Source organism: Streptomyces sp. SS7, assembly GCF_037993025.1.
Lineage (GTDB): Bacteria > Actinomycetota > Actinomycetes > Streptomycetales > Streptomycetaceae > Streptomyces.
This window is the reverse complement of sequence record NZ_CP141223.1, coordinates 2808453-2831276: the sequence shown is the minus strand read 5'-3', so window position 1 is coordinate 2831276 and position 22824 is coordinate 2808453. Positions and strand designations below refer to the sequence as shown.

Genomic DNA, 22824 nt, shown 5'->3' with positions numbered 1-22824 from the left:
CTTGACTGAACTTTCCCTCCGCCCGAACGGCGGTCCTGAACAAGGATGTTGACACGCTCATGACCCGGCTTCCGGCCGAGGACGTTCGCGTGAGCCCGGTGGAGCGGGCCGCCCGCGTCGGTGCGGACGGCCCGGCCCGATCAGCTGGTACTGGAGAGGAGTCTCGGTGACCGCCCCTGTGGTGATCTTGGACTGCTACACCGTCGAGCCCAGCGGCCTGGGCGTCCCCCCTTACTTGTCCGCATACGTGCGGCAGGCGTATGCGGCCCTGCGCCGGGCCAGGCCCGACGCCGAGGTGAAGTACGTGACGATCGACGATGTCCGCTGGTGCCTGGCCGGCGGCCGCCCCGCGGTGGAGCCGCCGCTGAGCGACCGGCTGACGTACTCGGCGACCGTCAACCGCGACAAGGCGGTGGAGCTGCTACGCGACGCCGACATGGTGGTCGTGGTGGCGGGCGACAAGGTCCCGTCGGTGCACCTGCACGCCGTCAACGCCGGACAGGACGACATCGCCCGGGCGATGGCCTGCGTGCGGGGCCGCCGTTACCTGCTTGGTCCGATGGCCACGTGGGCCCTGTCGGAGCCTGCTTCCTGGGCCGGGCTGTTCGACGCGGTCCACACCCACACCGTCACCGCGTCCACCCTGGCCCTGGGCAGCCGCGAGCCCGCCCCGTACGGGCAGCTGGCGACGGACCGCGACTCGTTCGCCGAGTTGATCGGACAGATGCCCTGGGCGCCCGTTGCCGAGCTGGAGCTGTACCGCGGCTGCACCCGCAAGGCGTTCTGCCGGTTTTGCAACGAGCCGGCCAAGGCGCCGACGGTCGCGCACCGGGCGGTCGAAGACGTCCTGGCCGAGGCCGGGCAACTGTACGACGCGGGGGTGCGGCACTTCCGGCTCGGCCAGCAGACGTGCTTCTTCTCCTACCAGGGCCGCAGCGAGGAGGCGATCCGGGCCCTGCTGGGCGGAATCCGGGAGCTCGGCCCGGACCTGCAGATGCTGCACATCGACAACGCCGACCCGTTGGCCGTGGCAGCGCGGGTCGGCAAGCGGATCGCGGCCACGGTCGCCGAGTTCTGCACCGAGGGCAACTGCGCCCCGATGGGGATCGAGTCGTTCGACCCGGCCGTGATCGAACGCAACACCCTGACGTGCACCGAGGACATCCTGCTGCGCGCCGTCGAGCACGTGAACGAGGCCGGCGCCGAGCGCGGGCCGGACGGGCTGCCCAAGCTGCTGCCCGGTCTCAACCTGATCTACGGCCTGCCGGGCGAGACCCATGCCACGCACCTGGCCAACCTCACCGCCCTGCGGCGGATCTACGACGCGGGGCTGATGTGCCACCGCACCAACGTCCGCCTGGCTCGCGCGTTCCCAGGCACTCCGCTCGCGGAGGAAGAGGCGAGCCTGGAGGGACTGCCGTCCGCGGAGCACTTCGCCACCTGGAAGGCTGACATCGACCAGCTGTGGGACCGGCCGATGAAGGAACGCGTCTACCCGGCCGACCTGGAGATTCCCGGCGTGCACGCCTATTTCGTCGACGAGCGCGGCACCTGGTTCCGCCGCCTGGGCTCCTACGCGATCCAGATCGTCGATCCCGGCGCCGTCGTCCCGGTGGGCACGCCGGCCGACATCACCGTCACCGGGCACGCCCCGCGCGTCATCTACGGCACCCACCGTGCCCGCTGATCCCGCAGTCACCGGCAGGGCGGTGCGGCGTCATGTGGGCGTGCTGCTGCCGTGGGCCAACGTGGCGGTGGAGGAGGAGTTGCCGCAACTCGGCGAGCCGGGCGTGGTCTTCCACTACGCTCGGCTCGTGCCGGCCTCCCGCACGACCGCCGTCGACGACTCCTTCTGGCACGGGCTGCGGGCCGCCGCCACCGGTGCCGTCGACTCCATGCGCCACCTGCCGTTGGACGCCACCGTGCTGGCGTGCACCTCCGCCGGTTTCACCGGCGGGCCGGAGCTGCCGCCGGGCGTGATCACCGCCTTCGACTCCCTCACCACCACCCTGCACCAGCGCCACGTGGCCAGCGTCGCACTGGCCACCCCCTACCCCGAGCAAGTCGCCCAGACCGAAGCCGAAGCCCTCGCAGCCCACGGCATCGAGGTAACCGCCAACGCCAGCCTCGGCCTCGACGACGGCTACCCCCACATCACCACCGCGCAGATCCTCACGCTGTGCGACGGCCTTCCGCCGGCCGCGCTCGCCGAGGCCGACGCACTCGTGCTGTCGTGCACCGGCTGGCGGACTCTGACCGCTGCGGCCGCCCTACAGGCACGGCTGCGCATCCCCGTGATCTCCTCCAACCTCGCCCTCGCCCTTGCCACCCACACCCACTCGCCCGCTCCAGGAGCAGCGCCGTGACCGTCACCAGACCCACCAAACGCAGCGACGACCGCGTCCTGGCGTTCGTCACCCGCGCAGCCGCCCTCGACGACGTCCGCGCCGAGGTGGAGGCCAACCACGACCACAACCGCTGGTGGCCGCCCACCATCACCGACCCGCGCATGCGGATGCTCGCGGCCGGCTGGTCCACCCGGATCAACTACCGCATGGTCGACACCTACGCGGCCGTCCTCGCACACGCCGACACCATCGGCTTCGACGCCCTCACCGACCTCGATGACGACCAGGCCCGCGACCTGGTCGCCCCGCTCGGCCTGACCGAAGCCCGCCTGACCTACCTCTACTCCCTGGCCGACACCCTGGCTCGCTGGGACAAGGACGGCACCGACCCGGCCGCCTGGGACGCCAAGACCTTCATCGCCGCCTTCGCCCGCGAGGTGCGCGGAGCCTCCTACAAGGTCGCCCAGTGCGCCGCCCTGTACGCCCGCGGCTACCACTGCGGCATCATCCCCGTCGACTCCGGCATGGTCACCACGCTCACCCCCGCCCTCGGCTTCACCCTCCCCTCCGGCCCCGCCGCCCACGAACACCTGCGCACCCTGCTGGAGCACGCCGTCGCCCGCCACACCGACGCCCTGCGGACCCTGGCCGCGGGCCAGGATGTCACCATCCCGGTCGAGGCGGCACCGGCCTGGTGGACCCACCTCGTGTTGATCTACTTCAAACGCCTCTACCTCAACCGGCCACCCGTCCGCCTGTGCCCGCGCCGTCCTACTTGCGCCGCTCTGACCGACTGCACGCACACCCGGACCTGACCGAGGAGAGAGCCGCGATGCAGCGCACCATCGTGATCGGCAACATCTCCCTCGACCACATCCACCGTCCCGGCCACCGGCCGGTACATCAACTCGGCGGCGCCGCCCTCCACTTGGCCGCCGCGGCGGCCCGCGCCGGCCTGACGGCCGCTCCCGCCGCCGCCGTCGGAGACGACCTTTCCACTCTGGCCGACGACACGCGTCTTCCCAGCCTGGACTGGAGCCTCCTCCACCACGCCCGCGAGCCGTCGGCCGTGTTCACCATCCGCTACGACGAAACGGAAACCGTCACGGCCGTCGCCACCGACTACGGGGCCGCCGGGCACCTCACCGCCCACGCCCTCCACGTGATCGACCGCCATCCCCGGGCCGTCTTCCACGTCAGCTGCCGCCATCCCCTTGACGTCCCCACGGTCCTCGCAGCGCTGACCGCACAGGGCTGCGCCTTCAGTCTGGACTTCCACCTCCCCAGTGCCCCCCAGGTCATCCCCGCCGCCACTCCCTGGCTTCACCACGCGACCACGATCTTCGTCAACGCCCAGGAATACGCGCTCCTCAGCCACCACACCGGCCGCCCAAGCCCCTGCCCGGAGACCGTCATCACCGATGGCCCCCGCCCCGCCCGCGTGCTCGCGCACCGCGACGCTCCACGACCTGTCGCGCCAGCCGCCGTTCCCACCGTCCGGCAGATCACCGGTGCCGGGGACACTCTGGCCGGCGCCTACCTCGCGCACCGCGCGCGACACCTTCCACCGGCCGCCGCCCTCGACCTCGCCGTCCAGGCCGCCACCCGCCACACGGCCCGGTTCCCTCTTACTGTCCCCGCACCACGCCGCGCCCCGTCCTGACCCGTAGCAGGAGGCCGTCCGATGCACTACGTCGCACACCGTCTCTTCGCCGCCCACGACCGCGCCCTCGCCGCCGACCTGGCCGATCGCCTCGCCGTCAAGCTCGGTGAAGACCAGGTCTTCCTTCCCTTCTGCGACACCGACGAGGAGGACCTCGTCGCCGACCTCAAGGGCCGGCGCCTGTTCGAACTCGACCGCGACCGCCTCCGCCGCATCCGCGCCCTCATCGCCATCGTCCACGGCCCCAGCCCGGACGACGGCGTCTGCATGGAGATCGGCTACGCCGCGGCCCTCGGCGCACCCGTGATCGTGATGACCACCGACTTCCAGGACTACTCCGCCACCCTCCACGGCCCACGCTCCGTGTTCCCCGATCCTCTCTTGGACGCCCTCGCCACCCGCATCGTCCGCGTCCCCCGTCTGGGCACCCCCGGCGAGCCGACGGGCGGCAGCCGCTTCGCAGACTTCGCCGCCCGCAACCACACCCAGATCCAGGAGGCCACCGAGGCCTGCGTCGACGCCGTCCTCCAACTCCCCTCCCCGGCCGCGGCAACACCCCGCCCATCCCGAGAGGCCCACACGGTGTTCGTCGAACCCAGCCCGTACACCCCAGCACGCGCCGGACTTCCCGCCACCACGGTGACCACGGTCCTCCATCCGACCCGCTTCGACGCCGGCGACCCCATCACGGCCGCGCGCCATGACTGGGCAACCGCTCTCCGCTCCAGCCGCATCGTCGTCGACACCTCCGGCCCAGAGACCCCGCCCGGAGCCGCCCTGCTCATAGGGGCTGCCTGCGCCACGGGCCAGCCGGTCGCCGCGTATCTGCCACACAGCACTTACACCCACGCGGCAGGCCGCGAGCCCAACTTCCGCAACCTGATGATCCAGTACGGCGTCGACGCCGTGCTCCGCACACCGGACGAGGTGACCGCGTGGCTCGGCGGATGACTCTTCAGGAGATTGCCGGCCACCGAACGGTCGTACTCGAAGGCGGCGACGGCGTCGGCAAGAGCACGCTTGCCGACCTCCTCGTCACCCAGCACGACTTCACCGCAGCTCACTCACCCCGCACGCCCGACCGTCAGGACCTGACCAGCCGCTACCGTGATCTCCTCGCCCGGCCCGGCCGGCTCGTCCTGGACCGCAGCTTCGTCAGCGAGCTCGTCTACGGCCCTCTTTACCGCGGCCGCAGCCGCCTCACCTGGGACCAGGCACTCGAACTCGCCGACCTCGTCACCACCCGCGACGGAATCTTCCTCCACCTCACCGCCCCCGCGGCCATCGTGCACAGCCGTCTCAAGGCCCGCGACGGTCAGGCACCCGATCTGGAGGCGATCGCCGAACTATCCCACGCCTACCAGCGCGTCTTCCGGCTCCTGGACAGCCATGCGACGGTTCTCACCTACAAGACGGCGCCAGAAGCTGGCTGCCGCCCCACCGGCTGACTCCTGTCCCGTTCTTGCCTCTCCGGCGCCTGAGCCTCGCTACTGTTCCCCGAGAACGCCGCACTGCACCGTCAAGGGGATCTGCCGTGGACATCGCCGAGGCCCAGAAGCTCGCCTGGGAGAACAAACTCGCCAAGGGCTTCAACACCACCGACATCGCCCTGGAGTTCGGCCTGCTCACGGCCGAGGTCGGCGAGGCATTCACAGCGTGGCGCAAAGGCCTGCCCGACCACGGTGAAGAACTCGCCGACGTCTTCCTCTACCTGACGGCGATCGCGGAGATGCAGGGTGTCGACCTCGCCGACGCCGTCAGGCAAAAGATCGCGAAGAACACGCGTCGCGAGTACGCCCCCGGCTCCAATGGCGCACTGGTGCGTACCAGTCAAGATTGAAACTGAGCGCAGATCACTCTGCCCCCAGTCATACCATCACGAATGGTGGCCAACGGAACGGTAGGCATCAGCGTTCACGCCCGTGGTGAACGCGGCTGCTCCGGCCCACAGGTAGGCCTGCCGCCCGGTGACCTTTACGTCCTGGGCCTTGCGTTCCAGGGGAGTTCACCTGAGTGCCGCTGAACGAACTCGCGGTACTCGCTGATGACGCTGGGCCGGTCGTGGTGGCCCGGCTGCTCCCGCTGGGACGTCAGGTCGTTGTCCGGAATCGGGGCACGCTGCTTGTAGGTCTGCCGGACTACGACGTTGTTGACGACGATTTCCTGCATCTCCTCGTCCTGGCACTCAGCAACGCCACCCCTCGCGTCCCGCACGAGCAGCGGGTTGCCGCGCCGATCGTGGCGGCCAGCCCAAATCGGGCTGGTCGGCTACGCCGGTGAGTGCTGTTCGTCGACGACGGCGTACAGATGCTCACCGTGGGCCCAGCGTTTGAGCTCGGGCCGGCCCACGAGGACGATTCCGTGGCGCCGGGCGAAGTCCGTCGCGGGCCGGGTGAATCCGTTCAGGGCGACGATGACGGCCACCTGCGCGTGATGTTCGGGCACCGCGGTGCCGTTGAACCTCTGCACGGCTTCGGATCCGACGGTGCCGCTGTACTGCTTGCACTGTAAAACGATCTTGTCGCCGTCGTCGTCCCAGGCCACGACGTCCGCCCCCAGGTCTCCGGAGCCGCCGATCCGGCGGGCGCGTACGAACCCGTCCCGCGCGAGCAGGTCGGCGCACGCCTGCTCGAAGCCGTCCGCGCTCATGGCGGCGAGCTGCTTCATCCGGAAGGTCAGGACCTTGGGCGCATCGGCGACCGGCGCGGTGGCGTGCTCCTCCTCCACGACTTCGGTGTCGCTGTAGGGGACAACGTAGCCGCCTCGGTCGGAGAAGACCACGAAGCACAGCAGCACCAGGGTGCCCAGGATGATCAGCGCGAACCACCAGGGATGCCCCATGAGCCATCCCCAGACGTCTTCCGTGAACCAGCCACCCACATCGTCGCGCAGCCAAGGCCACGCGCCCTCAGTCAGCCACTGCCAGGCGACCTTGGCGATGGCCAAGCCGAGGATCAGCCAGAGGATGACCTTCAGCACCGGGTCCAGTGACCCGTCCTCGTCGAACACCGTTCCCCCTTCTCTGCCCTCTCGGTGGCCCGCGCTACGCGGCTCGTCGAACCGCGGTCCTGCGTGCCTTGCGGGCGGGCAGTCGCAACAGGGTGTGCAGCGGGACTCCGTCTTCAGCCCACTGCCGCAGCCGTTCGCGATCGACCCAGTGGACCTGGTGCCGCTCGCCCCATGCCTTGGCATCCCGGGTGAAGCCGCCGTTGGTGACCACGACCGCGACATCGGCTTTGTGGACGGGGCCGGCGGTCCCCTTGACCTGGTACATCACCTTCGAGTCGACCTTCCCGCCGACGGTGGTGTGCTTGGCCTGCAGCACGATCCGCCCACGCTGGGCATGTCGGCCGATGACGTCGGCTGCCTGATCGCCGGCCTGCCCGACCCGCTGCGCCGACCAGCCGTCACGGATGAGGAGATCCCGCAGAGCGAACTCGAACTCCGCATCACCGAGCGAGTCGATCCGGTCGAGCGGGAGTCGCAGGACCGCGACGAGCGCGGCCTGAGCCCGCCGCAGCCGAATCCGCCGTATCTGCCACCAGCCGGCAGCCAGCAGGGCCGCCATTGCCAGGGCGACCGCGAGCGGCCACCCGCGCACGATCGCGTGCCACAGAGCCGTGGCCGCCTGGACCAGCATGGTGGCCACGGCCAGGGCGACGAGGGCCGCTGCTACCTGTTCGCGGCGGCCGCGTGGCGCGCGTAGCCGTATCCGGATGCCACCCATCACCGGCTCGGCGATGCGGACACCGACGGAGTAGAGGCCGGCTTGTTCGTCTGGGCCCCGCTGTCGCTGCTGCTGCCGAAACCGAAGATCTGCCCCCACAGCCAGACGAAGGCGACGATTCCCGCGATGGTCCAGCCGCCCAGCTTCTTTCCGCGTGGCCGAGGATTCCTGCGGATGTGGCGACGAACCTCGTGAAATCCCTCCGGCGGCATGCCCTTTCCCCCTCCTGTGACCTGGCAACTTGATGATGCTGCCCCTGTGGATATGGGTGTATCAGCGGGCACTGACAAAAACTGATGGATCATCACGAGGGTCGGCCCGCATCGATCACAATCCAGCCAGGGCCGATCGAATCGTCCTCATCGACCGATGAGGTGAGCGAGCATCACGCCTCTTACCTGGAGGTTCTCAATGCCATGCGGTCGTCGCCCACTGGTATGCGCACCACGGCATCTCGCCGATCCGCCGCCGGCTGCCGACAGTTCACCTGCGCCGACGCCGTGAAAGCGGCCCTGGAACGTGGCGGGGAGTTGGCGCGAAAGCGGAGGCGTCCAAGAGCGCCCGAGCCATATTTGGCCACCACTTTTCGGCCCATCCCGAAGGGCACTGACCACACCGGAAGAAGTACCGCTGGTCCGATCACAGATGTTTCGTGAACGCCCCGTGTGACAGGGGCTGTGGGCACTATTGATCCGAAACGGTTCGGGTTCTGGGTCATTGTGGGGGTGTGGGCGATCTGGTGGGGGACGCGCGGCATCCGTCGCCGTTGGCGCAGGAGGCCCTGCGGCTGCGGGTGGTGGCCGCGTTGGTGGCGGGGCGGGACCGTGAGGACGTGGCTGCGGTGTTCGGGGTGTCGCTGAAGGCGGTCGACGGGTGGTGGGCGAAGTGGCTGGCCGGCGGCCGGGAGGCGCTGGTGATGCGGCCGCGGGGCAAGCCGGTGGAGGTGCACCAGGTGCTCGGGGAGGCCGAGCAGGCCGCCGTGCGGCAGGCGGTCCTCGATCACCGGCCCTGTGACGCAGGGACGCGCGAGGCAGGCTCGCCTGCGCCGCCTGCGGCAAGGTCGACTTCCGCCGCGACCGCAACGAGAACAAGCCCGACACGCTCCCCTTCGAGGTCCCCGGCCCGGACGGCGAACTCCGCCTCGAATGCGGAGGTTGCCGGCCCGAGTTCGTTGACCCGAACGCCGTACCCGCGCAGCGCGCTGCCGAGCCCTCCGAGGTGGACGTCATCACGCGGGTGCAGCGTGCGATTCCTGAACTGGATCACTGCACGTACTACGCGCTCGACTACCAGGGCGAGACGCTGTGTGTCGCGGTCGACTTCGGGCTGAGGGGCGTGTGGGCATTCCGCGATGGCGAGCTGTGCGGCGTCGATGAGCAGGCCGATCCGGAGCTCAAGGCCCTGCTGATCCGCGACGGCATCTGCGTCTGGCGAGGCCGCCCGGTACCGTGGGCGCAGGTCACGGGTGGAGGGGCGGCGGTGCAGCGACTGGGGCGGCGGCTGTGGAACAGCCGGATCATGTGGTGGCTTCGCGACGTCCTGCCCTGGTGTGAGGACCCGCTGGCGGTGACCGAGCGGCCGGCCGTTCCCCTGGAGGAGCTCTTCTGGCGCATGGACGCGGGCCCGAGCACCTGGCGTAACCCCGACTGCCGCCACCGCGGCACCCTGGCTGTGTACCGGCCGCTACCGATGCCCGTCGCCGTACGGGCGCCGCTGCACGCCATCCAGCTCGCCCACTGCGTGTTCTGCGAGGGCTGGGTCTACCGGCGAACCTGGATGCCGTGGCCCGGCGAGGAGAGCGTGGACTACCCGGACGTGCGGCCCGACCTCGCCCAGCACCTTCGCCGTCGCATCGTGAGCCGCCGTGCCGAGCAGCTCCTCAACGACCCCGATGTCCTGTCCTGGGAGCGGGCGCTGACCCGGCTCGCGGCCGAGGCTCCGCGCGTCTCCCGGGACTGGCAGGCCGCCCCGGAGGCCATGGCCCGCCTCGCCGGTCAGGCGAGCCGGGACTGGGATGCTGAGACTCTGTGGGGGCGGCCGTGACGGGCACGGGCATCGAGCCGTACGACCGCACCGTGGCCCCCTGGGCGGTCGGCCGGCTGCGGGCCTGTCCGGCAGCCGGCCGACCTGGGACAACTGGAACAAGAAGAAGTAGGCCGCGCCGGTGCTGCTGGCACGCCCCGGGCGTGCCAGCAGCACCGGCGACCGAGCCACCGCGCTGAAAGGCTGTTGATGGACACCCGCACGATCCGCCGTACGAGCGTCACGCTCCCTGCCCTGAACGAGCCGGGCCTCTACCTCTCCAACGTCACCTCGCTGGAGGGCGGTCGTGGCCGGGTGGCGGAGTTCCACTACGCCGGCGCTGACCTGCGGGACCTTGACCTGGCCGACACCCACCTGATGGACGGGCGGATCACCGGCCTCAAGGCCCAGCGCACCCGCCTGGAGAAGCTCCGCGTCGACTCCGTGGAGTTCACCGGATGCGACCTGTCCTCCCTGCAGTGGACCGACAGCAAGATCTCCCGAGCCATCTTCCGCGACTGCAAGCTCATGGGCGCCGCACTCGAAGACGTGACGCTCGACAACGTCCTGTTCGAGAACTGCAAGTTCGACTACAGCACCCTCACCCGCGTCCGGGCCACCGGCCCGGTGATCTTCGCCAAGTGCTCTCTGCGCGAGACCACCTTCGCCGCCGCTGACCTCGGCGCCGCCCTGATCGATGACTGCGATCTACGGCTGACCGAGTTCGACGGCGGGAAGAACCGCGGCCTGGACCTTCGGGGTAACGACCTCTCCCAGCTCCGCGGCCTGGCCTCGCTCAAGCAGATCGTCATCGACCACGCCCAGACACTCCAGCTCGCCGAGGCCCTCGCCGCCGAGCTGGACGTCACCTTCGGTGACGACCTCGACGACAAGTAGCCCCGCACCTGCCCTGGGGAGGCACGGCCATGGGCCCACAGCTCTTATTCCACTCCTTCGACGACCTACGCGGCCGGTGCGACATCGCATCGGTCCGGCAGACCGCCAGCGAGTCCGGTTACGACGACGGCGCTACCGTCCCCGACGACTTGGCCGGCCGCCTCGAAGCCGCCGCCCGCCTCGACCCCCTCGACGGTCGCTGGCCCACCACCCTCCTGGGGTGCGCGGCCAGCCCCGGCCACTGGGCCACCACCACAGAGGACTCCAACACCGGTCGCCGGATCGGACCGCACGTCGACAATTTCGACCGACTGCCGTACGCCCGACGCCACCAGGCTCGCCGACGGCTCTGCCTCAATCTCGGCCCCGGCCCGCGCTACCTGCTCATCGGCGACCACGACATCCAGCAGATCTGCCGCACGCTCCACACCGACCCGGACCGGCACCACCCCCACACCGAGGACATCCGCCGGTACGTCGCCGCAGGACACCCGCTGCGCTGCCTGCGCATCCGCCTCGATCCGGGCGACGGCTACATCGCTCCGACCGAGTCCCTTGCTCACGACGGCTCGACCGCCGGAATCGACCAGCCCTCCGTCGCCGCGTTCTGGCTCGGCCAGCCGCCAAACGCGCCATGACCGATCAGCCACGAAACCGAGGTCAAGGCCCAGGAGACCCGAGCATGGACGCGACGACACCCCACCCCGCTCTCGACCCTGCCATCGCCTGGCCCACACTCGCCATGTGGGTTCGATGGGAAGGCGAGCGTCTCAACCTCGTGTCGCTGGCGCCCGCACGCGATGCCCAAGCGGATCACGTCCTGCTGCCGTGCTCCCCGGAAATCCTGATACAGCTCGGCAAGATCTCGCTCGGCGGCAGCCGTGCCGGCCTGTACGCCGTGCGTCTGACGGAGGACGGTGCGGACCACCGTCTGGTGCTCTGTCAGCGAGGTTTGGAAGGTGCGGTCCGGATCAGCGGAGCTGTGTCCTCGATAGCGGAGCCGCTGTACGGGAGGACCCGGGCGGCCATGCTCGCGGCCAGCCGGGAGCAGAGAGCCGCGGGGAACCAAGACGATGCAGCGCAGTGGAGCGCGATGGCCCGTCAGCTGCTGATGGCCAAGCGGGCGAGTCGGCGCGGACGCAGCGTCCGAACCGTCTCGGGCGGACTGCCCACTCTCGGCAAGCACGGATGAATGAGGGGACGAACTATGCGAGCCCTTCCGGCAGCAGTTGAGCCGGGAGCATCCGCTCTCGCCCGCCGACCGCGTCCCGCCGAGCCTGCACGAGGCCGGGCTGAGCGGGCTGGGCTGGCACCAGCTGGTGTGTGCGCTGTGCGACCTGCACGGACCCGACCGGCACCTGGTGAAGGAGACGAACCTGTTCTTCGTGTATGCGGACGTCACGTCCGTGCTTGAGGGTGCCGAATATCTGCGCTCGGGTGACGTCTACGTGGTGTTCGCTGACAACGTCGACGTCACGCACACGGCGCTGCCCCTGCTCGCCGCTGCGGTGACGCCCGGCGTACCCGCGGTGCTGGCTTCCCCGTTCGACGTGGATTCGGCCGGCTCCTACGACGTGATCGTCTGCGAAGGCACGGGGCCCGTACAGAGGATGCTCGGGCTCGTCGACAAGCCCGACCGCCCGGAGGAGTGTCAGCTACTCGCCGAGCACGGCGCCGGCTCCCTGCGGCTCTTGCAGGGCCGCATGCGCATCACGCAGGACCTGCTGCGCGCCCTCAACGCAGCTGAGGAGCGTTCCGCGAGTGAACCGAAGCTGTCCCTGGCGCTCACCGCCTACTCCCGCGCCCACCCTGTCGACGTCTTCACCACCACCCAGCCCATGACCGACCTCGGGCTGGATACCGGCGACCTGTGACGCCGTGGCCCCGTACCCCCGAGAAGCCGGCGCGCGCGGGCAGCCGCGTGGCCTCCCGTGGGGAGCCGGGAGGCGCGGCCGGGCCCCGCCGCCACGGGGGGAAGCGGCAGGGCCCCAGGGCGCCTCCACCTGGGGGTGAGGGGCCGTCCGCACACCATGCACCACAAACCGGCCACCGGGATAGATCCCGGCCGGAAATAGGCGCTGTCAGTGCCAGCGGCAATGATGGGCCCATGACCATCAACATGATCAACTTTGGGCTCACCTGGACTGATCCTGAGGGAGTACATCGCGCGTCCGCCGTCGCTTACGACGCGGCGAGCGGGGAGAGACAGAAGCAGCGCCTGGAGGATGCCGGTTGCACTGACGTGGAACTCGTCGAAGTCCGGCCCGGACAGCTGCCCCAGTCGAAGGCCTGACTTGTTCCCCGGACGGCCGTGCAACTCCGCGCACCCGGATCCACAGGGGTTATCCACAGGTCGATACGAGAGAGCCCGCCTCGTCGTACGGTGCCGTTCCAACGAGTTCGGGGGTGTGCGATGGCGTTCAGGGTGGATCTGTCCGTCCAGGTCGAGGATGCGCTCAAGAAACTGCCCGCCGAAGGGCATCGCGACGTCATGGAAGTGATCGCGGCCGCCTTGGCGCGGCGGGGGGCGTGGCCGGCGCCCGGCGGCTGGGACGGCGCGGTGCAGCAGGGGCGGCGCGCCTGGGTGGCATACGTGGCGTACGGGGACGGCATCGAGGTGTACGAGGTCGGCTGGACCGGATGACGGTCTCAGGCGGCGCTGTTGTCAGTGCCGTCCGGCACGATGCCGCTCATGCCGACCCTGGATGACCTGCCCCCGTACCGGCGGGCGAAGTTGCTGTGGGAGTACGCCCACTTCGGCGTGGACCGAATCGACGACATGGTGCGGGAGCAGGCCGGGAAGCCGTGCCATCTGTCGGGCGTATCCAAGCCAGCCTCGCCCCGGGTCGCCGTGCTCGGCGGCGACGGCCGGTACCACGTCATGAGCGACGGCCGGATGGTCTGCGGCAAGAGCCAGGCCAAGCAGGGCTGGCACCTACAGATCTGCTCCTGGACGGAGACAGACGGAGTGCTGTCCTACGGCTACAGCATGGGCGGTACGTACGACTCGGTCGCGCTGGAGTGGTTCGTGGAGACCGGAGCCGAGAGCGTTCCCTTGTCGTCGGTAGCGCTGGAGCAGCGGTGCCAGGGAGAGGGCTCCTATGGCGTCATGCACATGTGGCCTCCGCCCCCGGCGAAGACCGCCCCGGTCCGGAGGATGCGCGCGGTACTGGTCGAAGCTCTGGGGCCGGACTGCCACCTGTGCGGCGCACTGCCCGGGGCGATGGTCGACCACGACTACTCCACGGGAATGGTGCGCGGTCTCCTGTGCAAACTGTGCAATCGGACCGTCGAGGAGTGCCCGCACGTCGACGGCTGCCCGAAGGCGGAGTACATGGACCACCCGCCCGCTACGCATCTCGCGCTGCCATATCCGCTGTCCCTGGCGTACAAGCCGACGGAGTCGGCGCGGCGGCAGAAGATCGAGCTGCTCGGGTTCGATCCGCTCGCGCCGTGGCGGCCAGCCCGTCCCTGATTCGCCGCGGCGGCCGGTCAGAAGAGCGCGATCTCCTCGGCGCCATCGACGTCGGCGAGCTCGTCGGCCGCGTCGGGGAACTCCAGCTGCTGCGTGGGGAGCGGCAGGTCGACGATGACCAGCGATCCGGCGCAGGAGACCAGCGAGCCGCCGTACATGCTGCGCATGCCCGGGGGGTCGTGCCGCCAGATGCGGCCCTTGCTGGGGCGTCCCGCGACCATACCGGCGGCGACCTGCCGCTGACAGGACCCGCACTCAACTCGGGGCAACTTCATACAAACCAGTGTGACCGGGCGAGGCCCGGCATGCAGGCGGTTTCGGAGGTCTGTCCTCGGGCGTACGGGGGTCTCACCAGCGCAGGGCGATTCCTCGGCCGTGGCTGCGGCGGTCGATGAGAACGGCCTCCTCCAGCTTGGCGAGCTGGTACGAGACCGCCCCCGTACTGGACAGCGACGGGTGAAGCGACATGATCCGGGGCTAACGGGAGATTCTGCTGGCCCAGTCGGTGGCTGCCGCTCCCCTTCCTCCTGATCTACGTTAATTGTCCGCATATGAGAGTGCATGCGGCATGGCTTCCGGAATCAGTTACTGCAGGGGCGCTGGGCTGATGAGCCTTGGGTGCTGGTCGGCTAAACCCAGACCTCGTGTTCGTTGCGGTAGTGCGGCCACGGCCGCCCGGCCTGCCGGGCGGCGAGGACGTGCTTGATGCCGGCAACCCACGAGCCCGGCCGCAGCAGCTCCATCAGATAGCGGTCCAGCTCGGAGCGGCGCATCTGCAGCGTCCAGCCCGGCGTCATCGTCATGCCCCCCGGCAGTGCGACGGCCCGCAGCTCCTCCTGCTGGTGGATCTCCATGATGACCTCGCCCTGCTGCAGGTCCGCCTTCCCGGGCGGGCGTACCCAGCGTGCATCCAAGCCGGCCACCTGGAGCAGGCGGGTCAGCGCAGGACCGGAGGTCTCCACGGTGGCCACGGCGTAGTCGCCGATCAGGCGGGCGCAGGCCACGGGATGCAGCGGGTAGTTCGCCCAGGGCACCCGCAGCGGGTCGCGGGCCGTGCTGTCGAGACTGGTGACGTGGATGTTGTGGTCCTCGCGGCCGGCCGCGATCCCTGCCCGTTGCAAGGCCGTGTCGACGCTCTGCCGAAGGCGCTCGTTGTACTTCTTCGAGGACAGTCCTTGCTGGGCACACCCGTACTGGTCGATGACGAACAGAGCCCGGCTGCCAGGAACGTCGGTGGCGTAGACGCCATCGTTTGCGGCCCGCTCGAGGGCCTCGCGCAGCACGTCCAGGTGCGTGCGCAGCGGCAGGTTCAGGTCGTAGAGGAGCTCTGAGGCATTGTCCCCCGGCAGCGGGCCGCCGTTCAGCACCGCCTCGCGGGCCTGGTTGATCCGCCGTAGCTGGGCGCTCTTGGTGTTGTTCGGGTTCGTCTTGATCTCTTCCGTGCGGGGCGGGTGCATGCCGTCCCAGACCGTGATGTCGCCGATGCGCAGGCAGTTGGTCACGTCGTGCAGGAGTGCGAAAGCACCGTCCTCTTTGAAGGCCCTCTCGACACGTTCGCGTTCCGCCTGCAGCCCTGCCTTGCCGTACATCAGGCCGGGCGAGTCGTTGCGGCACAGAGCGAGGATGAACGGGCGGTGGAAGCCGAAGACGCGCCAGGCCAGCGCATCACCCACCGAGCGCAGCTGGCGGGCCAGCCGGTCGCACACGTCCTGCTCGAACCGCCAGGTCGCCATGTCGGCGAGGTCACGGCCCGACTGGGGCTCCGGGGCCTCCGGCTGCGGGCCCTTGCCGCTGCGCATCCGTTTGGCGGCGCGTTTGAATCCGGCGCGGTCCTTCTCCACCTCCAGCAGGCGGGTGAGCAGGTCCCGTTGGAACTCGACGCCGGCCTCCTCCGTCTCGCATTCGCGGAGCTGCTGAATGAGCTGAGTCAAGACCGGCTGCATCGCCTGATGGCGAGGGTGCACCATCATGTCGTCGGGATCGTAGGCGTCGGCGTCGAACAGGCTCATGCTGCCAGTGTGACGATCACGACGGTTCCCTACTGCCATTTTCCGGACCGCCGAAGCCATGTTCGAAGCCCTTGAGCACGGGGTCGAGTTCGGCCGCCGCGCTACACAAGGAGCACAGCCGGGTGCCGGGGTGCTCCGCCGCGTCCAGCGCCTTGTCCAGGGTCAGCACCGGCGCCCCGGGGGGTGCTTCCTCGCAGTCGACGGCATGGATGATGCCGCGGCCGCGCTCCAGCTTCTGCAGCACCCAGCCCGACGGCCGGCGCGGACCGAGGATCTCGCGCTCCGCCGGCGGCGGGGGTAGCCGGGTGGTGGGGACGTCGTCGTAGGAGACGCCGGGCACGGGCTTCACGTGGTCGGGGGCCTTGACCCACACCACGTACCAGGCGGGCTCCACCCGGCCGTCAGGCGTGTTCTGCCAGGCCGGGACGGCCACCTTGTACAGCCAGGCGTCCGGGACTTGCTGGCGCTCCTGGAGGCGGCCGGTGACCTCCTGGTCGTCCGGGAGGATCACGATGATGGGCGGCGGCTCCGGCGGGGTGTCCGCCACGGCTACGCGGCCTCCTGGCCCTCGCCGTCCCCGTTGCCGAGGGCGTGCCTGAGTTGGGAGCGGGCATCGGGGCGTTCGGGTCCGGGGATCTCGTTCCAGAACGAGTGCGTGACGATCGCGGCGGCGAGGTCGCGTTCCCGCTCCCGTAGCGTGGCGACGTCGTTCTGTTCCTGCTCCGACCAGCCCGGCGAGGCCGGATGCGAGGGGGACGTGGCGAGCCAGTAACCCTCGGGGCGCTGCCAGGCCTCCATGGGTTCCACGGAGTACGGCAGCGTCTTGACCAGGGCGTTGAGGCTGCCGCGCACCTCGTTGAGGGTCTGCTGCGCCTTGAGGAGATCGTCGGGATAGTCGTACGTCGTCACGGCCCAACAGTAGTTCGAGCCGCCGACAGTGCCGCCTTGGCCTCGCCGTGGTGGATGTTCGGATCTGTCTGTTCGAGCAGTCGATTGGCGCTTCTGCCGGCGGTGACGACGCGTTCGGAGAACCGGGCGTGCGTGCGTACGCAGTGTCGGTACTCGTCGGCAGCGGGGCCGGCGTTGCGTTCGCCCGAGCTGGCCATGCGTGGATGCAGCGCTGGACGGGGCCGTGTTGCGGGCAGTTGCCTGAGCTTGCGCTGGGATACGTGCGATCGCTGAGCGGCGACGTTGACGCTGCACGTGTTCATGGATGACGGGGCCCTCGTGCCGCCGATGCCTTCATTGATCTCCTCGCCAAGGCGTACATCCTCGACGACGACGGCCGTGATGCTGGACCGCGGCGTCGCTGGGCCGGGCAGTTCGCGGCATACATTCCGGCTGGATCGGCCGGCAGGGGAGTGGGGCGGCTCCGGGGGCTCCGGCGGTGCCGGCTCGTCGTCCGGCTTCCCGGGGACCGAAGTGCCCTCGGGTCAGGACATCGGTATCCGTGCGCTGTGCGGCCCCGCCCCGGCCACTCCACCGACCCCGCCGTCGCCTACCGGGCAGCCCGCCGCGCCCTCCGCGACCGATAGCCCCACCCTCAAGCGCCCCTGGGCCCCTGTGGGACGAAACGCAACTGACGACGCCTCGTGGCTGGCCAACTCGACCCGGATATCGGACTTGTCCTCTCGGGCCGCTGACTGCGTGGCCGAGGCTCTGCGATCATCGACAGATGGTCGACAGCAGGGATCGCTCGGCGCTTCGACAACTTGTCGGCGACGTGGTCTCGACACACTGCGCCGGAAACACGCACGCCACACTTGACGCAGCGTTCGCAGAACTGGGCATGCCGCCCGTCCCCCAAGAGGACCGGACCAAGCGCGAACGCATTGAACAGAGCTTCTCCCAGGTCCCCGACAGCGAACTTCCCGGCGTCGCCGAACGCGTCCTGGCCCAAGGCAAAATGACCGCCGCGATCCGCAACGGGATAGAGGACCTGCTGTGGGCGGAATCGTCGCCACCGCAGATACCGAAGCGGGTGCGGCGCGAACTCGCCCGGGCCCTCGACCTGACGGACATGGTCCGCAGCGAAGAACGCTTCATGAAGCTGCTGGATCGCTTCTGGGCGCTCGACCACGAAGAATCCCTCGTTGACTGGCTGCTGCCCAACCCCAGGCCAAGCCTCAGGGACCAGATCGTGCGGCATGTCTTCCGCAACCCGGAGGACTGGTCAGCGGAGGACCTGCTCGAGAACCTCGGGGCGTTCGAGGCCGGCGATACCAGGTTCGCCCGCTTCCTGGAAGGATCGGTCTCCGCAGACGTTCTCCTCGACGAAGCCGCGCAGCGCAATCTCGCGAACACGATCAACCAGCACCTTCGCAGTGCGACGATCGAGCTGAGAGAGACCGGCACCGACGGAGGCTATCCGCGCTTCACGATCGTCTCGACTCATCTCGCCGAGAACCGACGGCCGAAGAACGTCATCTTCGCCTCATACACCAAGCCCGACATCCGGTTCCTGTCCGCGGTGGACAACGACATCGAGGTCGTCGGCGACCCCAACAACGCCCTCGTCTACGACCGCCAGATCACGGGCGACGGCATACGCTGGCGAGATCTCCAGAACTGGTGGCAGGACACTCAGCAGATCTCCAGCGAAGCCGACGCCAAGAAGTCCCTCTACAACCGGCTCCGCAACAGCCTGCCCCGCAACTCCCCAGGCCAGCGCAACCTCTTCGATCTCTACCACCACATTCTCGGCTCGGCGGTCTACGACCTTCCGGCACTCCTTCCCGAGGTGTGGCTGCACTGGGATCACAAGACCGTCCGCCAGCGGGGGCCCGAAGCCCTGCTGCGCTTCCGCATGGACTTCCTGCTGCTGATGCCGCACGGCCAACGGATCGTCCTCGAGGTCGACGGATCCCAGCACTACACCCGAGACGGCGGGCAGCGCCCCGACACCTCCAAGTACGCGGAGATGATGGCCGGCGACCGCGACCTCAAACTCAGCGGCTACGAGGTATTCCGCTTCGGCCACGACGAACTCGAGGCAATCGCTGACGCCCGGGCTCTGCTGGAGCGGTTCCTGCCGGACCTGTTCCGACGCTTCAACGTGAACGGCTGGACCGGGTGAGGAAGCGGGCCACCTGACGGGATGGCCCGACCCGAGGAGTCCAACGAGCTGACCGGCAGTGTGCCGTACAGAGAAGGGGGCGACGGTGACCGTGCGGCTGGTGCCCCACCCGGCGTCGTTCCCAGCCGATCCACCACGCGACCCCGACAACGCCTGGAGCGTCGCAGCCCACGATTGGCACGCATTCGACCAGGTCACCACCATGGTCAACCACTGGGACCGCCCGAACTGGGGTCCTGGCATGCGCGCGGGCTACTGGCTGCTGACCTTCTCCTCGCCGCTCCTCGTTTCTCACGCCCGGCAGTGCCAGGTCCGAATCCGTCATCTCGGCTTCGACGAGATCGAGATGCAGAGCATGCACCTGACCCTCGGCCGTATCGGTCCCGCCAGCGAGGTGCCTCTCACCCAGCTCAGGAGCCTCGCCGCCACAGTCCGCCGACAACGCCTCCCGCACGGTTTCCCGCTGAGCGCCATCCCGATGACCGCCTCGCGCGGAGCCGTGCGCTACAGCGTGGCCCCGTGGACGCCCGTGCTCTCTCTTCACGCCGAACTGGCCCAGGCGAGCAGTGCCGTAGGGTTGCCGCTCCTGAGCGCGACCGGGCACCTGCGCCCTCACCTCGGCATCGCCTACTGCAACCGGGTACTGCCGGCTTCCGAGGTCCGTGCAGCGATCGAGCCCTTGCGGATGCTCCCGCCCGTGCAACTGTTCGTGGATCGTGTGCAGATCGTAGAGATGTGGCGGGTCGAGGGTGCATACCAGTGGCAGGTCGTCGAGGAGATCTCCCTTCCGGCAACAGCCTGAGTGCGAGCCCGCCAGAGAAGGTGACCGGACCGCCGACGAAACCCCTGTCGCCTGCAGCAATAGTCCGTCCACGAAGATCGACTCCCGCCTTCGGACGGGATGAATCCCGTCCGAAGGCGACCGGCTACCAAGCGCCGGATGCAGGGCGGAGGGCCGTTGCCCTGCTACTCAGCGTGCTCCGGCACGGCCTGCCGGTGGTCGTCGCTCCAGGAGCGGCCGCTCCACCGGTCCCTGTGCAGTGCCTCCCCACGCCGGACGTGTCCCGGCTCCTCGCTGCACTGCACCCATCCGTAGCTGTCTGGGTCTGCGTCGAAGAACATCGCCGAACACGCATCCGCTACAACTTCAGGGGTCGGGCCGTACAGTCCCAACCGGTCCAGCAGGCCGTCCGCGAGCCTCTCCGCCGCCTCATCCAGCTCTGTGACAGCCGAAATCAGCTCCACGAGCTGCACGTACCTCCCCGGCGGCGTAATGGTCGGCAGGGACGTCTTCCGCGGGATCATCAAGTCCTCCAACACCAAATCGCATAAACCCCTTCACTCTTCAGGCGCGGCACGGACCGGAACCGACAATAAATCTTGAAAAAGTGATGCACGCCACAGCATCAGAGGTCCCCTTACAGCCTCAGCCGCCTGTGAGCCACCGTCATCGGGTTTCGTCAGTGCGGTGATGGAGGGTTCGTCGGTGTCCCTGACCGCTCTCAAGAACAGCCAGCAGAGGCTGCGCCCTGTGGCCGCCGCAGACGCGCCACCAACCCCTCGCGGCTGGCGGAACGGCGATGTCAGTTCCCAATGGCAGGATGACCCGTGACCTGTCCCGACCGCGCCGCGGTCGCGACAACCCACGGATACGGAGTACGACCCTTATGAACCGCACTGAGCTGGTGGCCGCCCTCGCTGAACGCGCCGAGGTGACCCGCAAGGACGCCGACGCCGTGCTGGCCGCGTTCGCCGAGATCACCGGCGAGGTCGTCGCCAAGGGCGACGAGAAGGTCACCATCCCCGGCTTCCTCACCTTCGAGCGCACCCACCGCGCCGCCCGCACCGCGCGCAATCCGCAGACCGGCGACCCGATCCAGATCCCGGCCGGCCACAGCGTGAAGGTCTCCGCGGGCTCCAAGCTCAAGGAAGCCGCCAAGGGCCAGTAGCCCTACGACGCCGTAGGGCCATGGCCGAGTAGTCAGCCCCCCCTACACCACGACGCCCCACTGGACGATTGGCGGGGCGTCGCTGCGTAGCAGCAGTGCCCACGGGATGCGCGTCTTCACCTGGACGACCGCCCAGCCGGTGCTGCACGCCCGATACCGTGGGGAATGCAGGTTCCGGGACCAGCCCGAACAGGACGTGAACCAAGGGGAGTTCAGGTGAGCGAGGTGCGGCCCAGTCAGCAGATGCGCGCCCTCGGGGTCGTCCAGCAGGGTGCCCCCGTCCTTGCCGAATCGGCCCGCCCCTTCGAACTGCCCGCCGAGCGGGAGGCGGTCGAACACGCCGTGGAGATGCTGTTCGCCTCGATCGAGCGCATCGCCCGCGTCCACACCTTCGCCAAGGGCATGGGCATTGCCGCCCCGCAGATCGGCATCGGCCGGGCGGCTGCCGTCGTCCAGCCCGCCGAGGAAGGTGCCGGCGCCATCGTGCTGCTCAACCCCCGCGTCACCGCCGCCTCCGAAGAGAGCGACGTGCAGTACGAGGGGTGCCTGTCGTTCTTCGATGTCCGCGGCCTGGTCCCCCGTCCCCTGCGGATGACCGTGGAGACCACCGCGCTGGACGGCACTACGGTGACCACGGTCTACGAAGGGGGTCTTGCCCGGCTCGTCGCCCACGAGATCGACCACCTCGACGGCCATCTGTATCTGGACCGGATGAGGCCAGGCGTCGACCCCATCCCCGTCGAGCAGTACCGGCAGACCGGCCGGTCCTGGGCGTACGACTCCTGACCCGGCCGACCACCCTCGCGGCTTGAGACCATCGACGCCATGGGCAAACACTCCCGACCCGGGCCGCCGAACCAGCCGTCCCGCGCGGCGCCGAGCGTCGACGCCGACGATCCGCTGGCCGCGTACAACAAGCGGCGCCGCCCACCCATGGACGTCTGGTGCCGGCACCGCCCCCTTCACGGTGGAGGCGGACACCGTTGCCCGGACGAGACTCGGGCCTTGGAGGAGTGGAACGGGTTCACGTACGAGCCCGCGGGCACCGCCGCCAACCTTGCGGAAGCCCAGCGCTGGGTGAACGGGACTGCCCCGGGCACTGAGGCCGCGACCGACTAGGGGAGACTGGACGCCGCCCGGCGACCGGGTGACGTGAGCCGATGCTGCCGCCGCCGGGCCCCTTTGCTGCCGGGTGTGGACATCGCCGCTGGTCGCGGGTTCTCCTGGAGGAGGCACACCCCCGTCCGCGTCGCTGGGGGCGCCGTGTACGACACGCTCCACGTCGCAGTGCACCCGACCGGGCCCGGTCGCTGCCGGGTGACCGTGGCCGGGGACCTCGACGTGGTCAGCGCCCCGGACATCCGGGAAGCCCTGCGCACAGCCGTCTCCGTCCACGACCGCGTTGACGTCGACTGCAGCGGGCTGACCTTCTGCGACTGGACCGGCCTGTCCGCACTACTGGCCGCCGCCCGCGCAGCGAAGGCCGCCGGCAGCGAGCTGCGCCTGTGCGCGGTGCCGCACACGCTGGCGAGGCTGCTGCGGCTGACCCATGCGGGCAGCGCCTTCACCATCGAGCAGACGGACCCACGGTGAGACACCGGCCGTACGGGACCGACAAGCTCCTCTTCGCCCGCGCGCTGAAGGACCGCGGTGTCCCG

The 22824-nt window shown here is 69.4% G+C and carries 31 protein-coding genes; 22 read left to right on the top strand and 9 right to left on the bottom strand.

What is annotated here, in order from left to right:
- Positions 1–166: 166 nt before the first annotated feature.
- The 7 genes from U5640_RS12870 to U5640_RS12840 all read left to right on the top strand — a co-directional run bounded on the left by U5640_RS12870 (position 167) and on the right by U5640_RS12840 (position 5851).
- A complete protein-coding gene (locus U5640_RS12870; protein ID WP_340375965.1) occupies positions 167–1687 on the top strand; it encodes a radical SAM protein in 1521 nt (506 codons plus the stop codon).
- Positions 1677–2366, top strand: a complete 690-nt coding sequence (locus tag U5640_RS12865) for a hypothetical protein (protein WP_340375964.1) — start codon at positions 1677–1679, stop codon at positions 2364–2366. The genes U5640_RS12870 and U5640_RS12865 overlap by 11 nt, the downstream gene beginning before the upstream one ends.
- Positions 2363–3163: a hypothetical protein gene (locus tag U5640_RS12860; RefSeq protein WP_340375963.1), complete on the top strand. Its 801-nt coding sequence runs from the start codon at positions 2363–2365 to the stop codon at positions 3161–3163. Before U5640_RS12865 ends, U5640_RS12860 begins: the two co-directional genes overlap by 4 nt.
- A gap of 17 nt (positions 3164–3180) precedes the next feature.
- Positions 3181–4011, top strand: coding sequence for a carbohydrate kinase family protein (locus U5640_RS12855; RefSeq protein ID WP_340375962.1), 831 nt, complete (start codon positions 3181–3183; stop codon positions 4009–4011).
- A gap of 21 nt (positions 4012–4032) precedes the next feature.
- Positions 4033–4962 carry a nucleoside 2-deoxyribosyltransferase gene (locus U5640_RS12850; protein ID WP_340375961.1) on the top strand — a complete coding sequence of 310 codons (930 nt, stop codon included), beginning with the start codon at positions 4033–4035 and terminating at the stop codon, positions 4960–4962.
- A complete protein-coding gene (locus U5640_RS12845) occupies positions 4959–5459 on the top strand; it encodes a hypothetical protein (protein WP_340375960.1) in 501 nt (166 codons plus the stop codon). Before U5640_RS12850 ends, U5640_RS12845 begins: the two co-directional genes overlap by 4 nt.
- Positions 5460–5545: 86 nt before the next feature.
- Positions 5546–5851 carry a MazG nucleotide pyrophosphohydrolase domain-containing protein gene (locus tag U5640_RS12840; protein WP_340375959.1) on the top strand — a complete coding sequence of 102 codons (306 nt, stop codon included), beginning with the start codon at positions 5546–5548 and terminating at the stop codon, positions 5849–5851.
- A 134-nt stretch (positions 5852–5985) separates the two neighbouring features.
- Here the strand turns inward: U5640_RS12840 and U5640_RS12835 are convergent, their stop codons facing one another.
- The 4 genes from U5640_RS12835 to U5640_RS12820 all read right to left on the bottom strand — a co-directional run bounded on the left by U5640_RS12835 (position 5986) and on the right by U5640_RS12820 (position 7950).
- A complete protein-coding gene (locus tag U5640_RS12835; RefSeq protein ID WP_340375958.1) occupies positions 5986–6180 on the bottom strand; it encodes a hypothetical protein in 195 nt (64 codons plus the stop codon).
- 99 nt (positions 6181–6279) lie between these two features.
- Positions 6280–7020 carry a restriction endonuclease gene (locus U5640_RS12830; protein ID WP_340375957.1) on the bottom strand — a complete coding sequence of 247 codons (741 nt, stop codon included), beginning with the start codon at positions 7018–7020 and terminating at the stop codon, positions 6280–6282.
- 34 nt (positions 7021–7054) lie between these two features.
- Positions 7055–7738: a restriction endonuclease gene (locus U5640_RS12825; RefSeq protein ID WP_340385051.1), complete on the bottom strand. Its 684-nt coding sequence runs from the start codon at positions 7736–7738 to the stop codon at positions 7055–7057.
- Entirely contained in the window at positions 7738–7950 is a 213-nt protein-coding gene (locus tag U5640_RS12820; protein WP_340375956.1) for a hypothetical protein, read from the bottom strand. The genes U5640_RS12825 and U5640_RS12820 overlap by 1 nt, the downstream gene beginning before the upstream one ends.
- Positions 7951–8465: 515 nt before the next feature.
- Here U5640_RS12820 and U5640_RS12815 point away from each other — a divergent pair.
- The 9 genes from U5640_RS12815 (at position 8466) to U5640_RS12775 (ending at position 14132) form a co-directional block, all read left to right on the top strand.
- Complete coding sequence (locus U5640_RS12815; protein WP_340375955.1) at positions 8466–9068, top strand: helix-turn-helix domain-containing protein; 603 nt, start codon at positions 8466–8468, stop codon at positions 9066–9068.
- Positions 8957–9781, top strand: a complete 825-nt coding sequence (locus tag U5640_RS12810) for a hypothetical protein (RefSeq protein WP_340385703.1) — start codon at positions 8957–8959, stop codon at positions 9779–9781. Before U5640_RS12815 ends, U5640_RS12810 begins: the two co-directional genes overlap by 112 nt.
- A gap of 189 nt (positions 9782–9970) precedes the next feature.
- Positions 9971–10657 (top strand): pentapeptide repeat-containing protein, encoded by a 687-nt coding sequence (locus U5640_RS12805; RefSeq protein ID WP_340375954.1) that lies wholly within the window; start codon positions 9971–9973, stop codon positions 10655–10657.
- A gap of 29 nt (positions 10658–10686) precedes the next feature.
- A complete protein-coding gene (locus U5640_RS12800; RefSeq protein ID WP_340375953.1) occupies positions 10687–11295 on the top strand; it encodes a hypothetical protein in 609 nt (202 codons plus the stop codon).
- Positions 11296–11339: 44 nt separating this feature from the next.
- Positions 11340–11849, top strand: coding sequence for a hypothetical protein (locus tag U5640_RS12795; protein WP_340375952.1), 510 nt, complete (start codon positions 11340–11342; stop codon positions 11847–11849).
- Positions 11850–11886: 37 nt separating this feature from the next.
- A complete protein-coding gene (locus U5640_RS12790; RefSeq protein ID WP_340375951.1) occupies positions 11887–12531 on the top strand; it encodes a hypothetical protein in 645 nt (214 codons plus the stop codon).
- Positions 12532–12764: 233 nt separating this feature from the next.
- Positions 12765–12950 carry a hypothetical protein gene (locus U5640_RS12785; protein ID WP_340375950.1) on the top strand — a complete coding sequence of 62 codons (186 nt, stop codon included), beginning with the start codon at positions 12765–12767 and terminating at the stop codon, positions 12948–12950.
- 120 nt (positions 12951–13070) lie between these two features.
- Positions 13071–13301, top strand: coding sequence for a hypothetical protein (locus tag U5640_RS12780; RefSeq protein ID WP_340375949.1), 231 nt, complete (start codon positions 13071–13073; stop codon positions 13299–13301).
- Between the two features lie 48 nt (positions 13302–13349).
- Complete coding sequence (locus U5640_RS12775) at positions 13350–14132, top strand: endonuclease domain-containing protein (RefSeq protein ID WP_340375948.1); 783 nt, start codon at positions 13350–13352, stop codon at positions 14130–14132.
- A 17-nt stretch (positions 14133–14149) separates the two neighbouring features.
- On the opposite strand, the gene U5640_RS12770 is transcribed toward U5640_RS12775, so the two are convergent.
- From U5640_RS12770 to U5640_RS12755, 4 genes are all read right to left on the bottom strand, one after another.
- Positions 14150–14407 (bottom strand): hypothetical protein, encoded by a 258-nt coding sequence (locus tag U5640_RS12770; RefSeq protein ID WP_340375947.1) that lies wholly within the window; start codon positions 14405–14407, stop codon positions 14150–14152.
- A 354-nt stretch (positions 14408–14761) separates the two neighbouring features.
- The gene (locus U5640_RS12765) at positions 14762–16141 is read right to left on the bottom strand and encodes a hypothetical protein (protein ID WP_340375946.1); all 1380 of its coding nucleotides are present in this window, start codon (positions 16139–16141) and stop codon (positions 14762–14764) included.
- Positions 16142–16157: 16 nt separating this feature from the next.
- Positions 16158–16688 carry a DUF6233 domain-containing protein gene (locus U5640_RS12760; protein WP_340375945.1) on the bottom strand — a complete coding sequence of 177 codons (531 nt, stop codon included), beginning with the start codon at positions 16686–16688 and terminating at the stop codon, positions 16158–16160.
- Between the two features lie 2 nt (positions 16689–16690).
- Positions 16691–17050, bottom strand: coding sequence for a nucleic acid-binding protein (locus U5640_RS12755; protein ID WP_340375944.1), 360 nt, complete (start codon positions 17048–17050; stop codon positions 16691–16693).
- Positions 17051–17816: 766 nt separating this feature from the next.
- Between U5640_RS12755 and U5640_RS12750 the strand changes: the two genes are divergently transcribed.
- Both U5640_RS12750 and U5640_RS12745 read left to right on the top strand, forming a co-directional pair.
- On the top strand, positions 17817–19217 hold the full coding sequence (locus U5640_RS12750; protein WP_340375943.1) for a hypothetical protein: 1401 nt from the start codon (positions 17817–17819) through the stop codon (positions 19215–19217).
- Positions 19218–19302: 85 nt separating this feature from the next.
- Positions 19303–20019 (top strand): 2'-5' RNA ligase family protein, encoded by a 717-nt coding sequence (locus tag U5640_RS12745; RefSeq protein WP_340375942.1) that lies wholly within the window; start codon positions 19303–19305, stop codon positions 20017–20019.
- 164 nt (positions 20020–20183) lie between these two features.
- On the opposite strand, the gene U5640_RS12740 is transcribed toward U5640_RS12745, so the two are convergent.
- A complete protein-coding gene (locus U5640_RS12740; protein WP_340375941.1) occupies positions 20184–20540 on the bottom strand; it encodes a hypothetical protein in 357 nt (118 codons plus the stop codon).
- A gap of 344 nt (positions 20541–20884) precedes the next feature.
- On the opposite strand from U5640_RS12740, the gene U5640_RS12735 reads away from it, so the two are divergent.
- From U5640_RS12735 to U5640_RS12720, 4 genes are all read left to right on the top strand, one after another.
- On the top strand, positions 20885–21166 hold the full coding sequence (locus tag U5640_RS12735) for an HU family DNA-binding protein (protein WP_340375940.1): 282 nt from the start codon (positions 20885–20887) through the stop codon (positions 21164–21166).
- A gap of 216 nt (positions 21167–21382) precedes the next feature.
- The gene (locus U5640_RS12730; protein ID WP_340375939.1) at positions 21383–21952 is read left to right on the top strand and encodes a peptide deformylase; all 570 of its coding nucleotides are present in this window, start codon (positions 21383–21385) and stop codon (positions 21950–21952) included.
- Between the two features lie 39 nt (positions 21953–21991).
- On the top strand, positions 21992–22285 hold the full coding sequence (locus U5640_RS12725) for a DUF6087 family protein (RefSeq protein ID WP_340375938.1): 294 nt from the start codon (positions 21992–21994) through the stop codon (positions 22283–22285).
- Positions 22286–22429: 144 nt separating this feature from the next.
- Positions 22430–22759 carry an STAS domain-containing protein gene (locus U5640_RS12720; RefSeq protein WP_340375937.1) on the top strand — a complete coding sequence of 110 codons (330 nt, stop codon included), beginning with the start codon at positions 22430–22432 and terminating at the stop codon, positions 22757–22759.
- Positions 22760–22824 lie beyond the last annotated feature (65 nt).